The organism is Candidatus Liberibacter sp. (assembly GCF_014048425.1).
Taxonomy (GTDB): domain Bacteria; phylum Pseudomonadota; class Alphaproteobacteria; order Rhizobiales; family Rhizobiaceae; genus Liberibacter.
In genome coordinates this window covers 1-2,769 of record NZ_JACETX010000076.1, presented here as the reverse complement: position 1 = coordinate 2,769, position 2,769 = coordinate 1, and the positions used below count along the sequence as shown (strand labels likewise).

The window sequence follows — 2,769 nt, the reverse complement described above, 5'->3', positions numbered from 1 at the left end:
ACTGAAAGGTTTTTTAATGCAGACACCAACCACTTAAAACCTTGAGCAAAGTCTAATAGCTCATCAATGCCTTTTTGCTGTCTCTCATCTCTGATTCTTTGATTCTCAGCTCTGATCCTTGAATCTTCAATGTGTTTATCTATCTTATCCAATCTTGAGGATTGTTTTTCATCTCTAATCCTTGAGTCTTCAATGTGCTTGGCTAAGAGATTCTTTTCAGCATTAAACTCTTTACGGGTGACTTCTTTTTCTGCTTTCTTAACCATCAATTACTTCCTGAACTAATGTGGTGTGTGTACCATAATCCCCAGAACTCCACATTGCCGTTCCTATGACTCTCCAAATTGCATTCATCTGCTCAGGTGTCATAGGACACGGTACTGAAGAGCTTCCTGTAATGCCTCTGTTCAGGTATTGAACAGGGAATGACCATTGAGAGCCGTTGATATCAGAGCCTTTGATGATCATATCGGGTGCACCATTTAAATACAGGACATTGATTTTAATATCCTTTTTAAGGGTTTAGTTAAATCCACGAAAAAACAAGAATTAAAACAAATCTGTACAACTGATCGTAAGAATACCAAGGTAAGCCCACAAGGTTTCTTTGACTTGCCCTTTTCCTTATCTATACTGAGTTAATTCGCTTATAAATCCAAGAAACATAAACGTATCTACAATCAAAAATTTAATCATATAGGGAAGAGAAGCTCTTTTTCAAAATCGCCAAGAATAACATTCCTATCCAGATCAAATAAAAAATGGAATATCGCTTCTGCCGCCGAAAGAGTAAGGATTGTTCCTGAAACGCACACCCCCCCCACACAGCAGAGGCATAAAAACCCACAGCATATGTCAAAAGAACCTGTTACTGGTTCTCGTTCTGATCTGCAACCAAGATATTGAACATATAGGAACTGAAATTAATCTTATAAAGAACAGGAATATTCACAATTTCGGAAAATACTATGTGTCGTGCTAAGCATGTAGGAAGGAATTGCAGAAAACATCTTCGTCCATCTGTCCAATCCTTTGGGATAGATGGATTACACATGAAAGGATATTTATATCATGCAATAGACAATTCTGAACAACATCTTGTCTACCAAACTATTATATGATTGAAAGACGAAGAGATTATTGGCTATACTTATACTTGGATTTTTAGCATCAATTTCATTGCCAGCAATACAGTCCATAAGAAAGCTCCATTCTGCAAAACATCTACTATGCTTGCAGGCTATTTTATCCCCCTAGATAGAACATAACAACCCAAATAAATATTATCGGTGGCACAACATTTAAATACTGATAAAGGACAATAACCCTTATCCTAAACAGAAAATTATATGAATCCATCCGTTGGTATTTTCGATATATCACTCACCTTTTCTAAGCCGATACGTCTTTTGGATCTTAAAATGCCATCCGCTTGTATATTTCAAAAAACATGTTTATGTCATGCATCATGAATGGCAAAAAATCCTAGGATCTAATGGCGTTTTTACGAACGTGAAAAACAATAAATGATTCTCTTCACAGGAAAACTCTTGCTAATAAAGCGCATCCTCTATGATGGATGCCATGAATTTAAAAGACAATCCCTAAGGGAATCCTAGAAATGACTATTTTACAGAAACCTCTTAAAGGAAAAGACAATAAATTTCGTTGTCCCTGGCAGAGGAACATTGAAGATTACCTCTTATACCATGACGAAGAATGGGGGCTCCCTGTTATCGACGATAACAAACTTTTTGAAAGCATTTGCCTTGAGATTTTTCAATCTGGCTTATCTTGGCTCATCATCTTACGAAAACGGAATGCATTGCGAGAAACGTTTTATGAATTCAACATAGAAAAAATAGCTTCTTTTACAGAAAAGGATGTCACACGCATTTTAAATACTCCTGAAGTAATTCACAATCGTCAGAAAATTACGTCCATCATTAATAATGCTCGTTGCGCATTAAAAATAAAGGAAGAATTTGGCTCATTTTCTTGCTATCTTTGGAAATTTGAACCCCTTCATAATTTTGATAAAAATTCAAAAAACCAATCTACGCCCTCTGAAAATCCTATAATAAAATCTTCAACGCAACTGGTTGCTAGTTTAAAAAAGAAAGGCTTTACCTTCATTGGAATCACTATAATCGATTCCTTTATGCAGGCTTCCGGACTGCTGAACGGACACTTGAAGGGATGTACAATGTATGAAAAGATAGAAGATATCCGCAACGCCATGATACGACCATAACCTTTTATGCGTCATCTTCGTCATTCAATCGTCTACAATTTTATGATAGTATTTTTCCCGAAAAATAATTTCAATAGGATTGCGGACACTTAACTGCATATTTATCAGATAAAATCCGGTCTTCCCTCCCCCAAGTAGAAAAACAATAATATTCATATCGAAATAAAAAAATTAAAAACGCAATTTTTAGTTTTCCCTACAAGAATATTCAACGTAATATCCAAATGCAAAGAATAAAATGAGAAGATAGAAACATTCTCCCAAAAACTATACGAGATATATATGGTTCAGATTATATCTACCCAAGATCCCAACGCCCTACAAAAAGCTTGTGAATTTCTAGAGGCAGGATTTCCCATTGCGATCCCCACGGAAACCGTTTATGGGCTAGCAGTTGATGCGAGAAATCCCTCGGCTATTCATTCCCTTTATGAAATCAAAAAACGCCCCGCTATCAATCCCTTGATATGCCACATAAGCGATGTTTCTATGGCAAAGAAGCATGCTTATTTTGA

The 2,769-nt window shown here is 36.2% G+C and carries 3 protein-coding genes and 1 pseudogene; 2 read left to right on the top strand and 2 right to left on the bottom strand.

Annotated elements, in window-relative coordinates:
* Together H0G72_RS05905 and H0G72_RS05900 are read right to left on the bottom strand one after the other, a co-directional pair.
* Positions 1–266 (bottom strand): annotated as a pseudogene (locus tag H0G72_RS05905) (hypothetical protein); the annotation flags it as partial.
* Positions 259–468 carry a hypothetical protein gene (locus tag H0G72_RS05900; protein WP_182017844.1) on the bottom strand — a complete coding sequence of 70 codons (210 nt, stop codon included), beginning with the start codon at positions 466–468 and terminating at the stop codon, positions 259–261. The gene H0G72_RS05900 and the pseudogene H0G72_RS05905, both read right to left, overlap by 8 nt.
* A 1,153-nt stretch (positions 469–1,621) precedes the next feature.
* On the opposite strand from H0G72_RS05900, the gene H0G72_RS05895 reads away from it, so the two are divergent.
* The gene (locus H0G72_RS05895; protein WP_182017843.1) at positions 1,622–2,254 is read left to right on the top strand and encodes a DNA-3-methyladenine glycosylase I; all 633 of its coding nucleotides are present in this window, start codon (positions 1,622–1,624) and stop codon (positions 2,252–2,254) included.
* Between the two features lie 282 nt (positions 2,255–2,536).
* On the top strand, positions 2,537–2,769 hold a 233-nt coding region (locus H0G72_RS05890), incomplete at its 3' end, for an L-threonylcarbamoyladenylate synthase (RefSeq protein ID WP_182017842.1).

Coding starts and splice junctions, on each gene's coding strand:
- H0G72_RS05900 (WP_182017844.1), bottom strand. CDS start 468: ATGATCATCAAAGGCTCTGATATCAACGGCTCTCAATGGTCATTCCCT.
- H0G72_RS05895 (WP_182017843.1), top strand. CDS start 1,622: ATGACTATTTTACAGAAACCTCTTAAAGGAAAAGACAATAAATTTCGT.